The following is a 518-nucleotide window of genomic DNA, read 5'->3' on the forward strand; positions in this document are numbered from 1 at the left end:
AGTTAATGATTACGGCCTAACTATTTTTAGGCCGTTTTATTCCTGAAATACCCACGTTGTATTCGGTATTTCGTTGGAGAAGTCTTTTGTTTTTATTGAAAAATATTGAAGAAATCCTCGCTTCTATCGCTATTTCGATCACCGTTTTGGTTGTTATCGTTAACGTCGTGTTGCGTTATGGATTTGGCTTTGTTGTCCCGTGGAGTGAAGAGCTGTCGGTTATTTGCTTCATTTGGGCTGTCTACTTAGGGATTAGCTCCTGTTACAAACACAAGCTTCACATGGGTGTGGATGTGGTGGTTGCCATGCTGCCAGAAAAAGCAAAAATCCCATTTAGATTGTGTGTTTCCGTTTTCCTACTGGCTCTGAACATTTTAATGGCGGTTCTGAGTTATCAATATCTCATGCTATCTAACAAGGTAACGCCGGTCATGGGCGTATCATATTTTGTTATCAATGGCGTGTTGTTGCTTTGTTTCTCATTGATGGCGATCCACACCGTTCGATTTATCGCGAAC

Annotated in this window: 1 protein-coding gene; it reads left to right on the forward strand. The window is 41.1% G+C overall.

The genetic code is table 11. The annotated features are described in order from the left end of the window. Positions 1–86 precede the first annotated feature (86 nt). Positions 87–518, forward strand: a 432-nt coding sequence (locus BCT81_RS26595; RefSeq protein ID WP_102426409.1) for a TRAP transporter small permease, incomplete at its 3' end; no start/stop codon positions are given.

The sequence above is a fragment of the Vibrio sp. 10N.261.52.A1 genome (assembly GCF_002876325.1).
GTDB classification, from domain to species: domain Bacteria; phylum Pseudomonadota; class Gammaproteobacteria; order Enterobacterales; family Vibrionaceae; genus Vibrio; species Vibrio chagasii.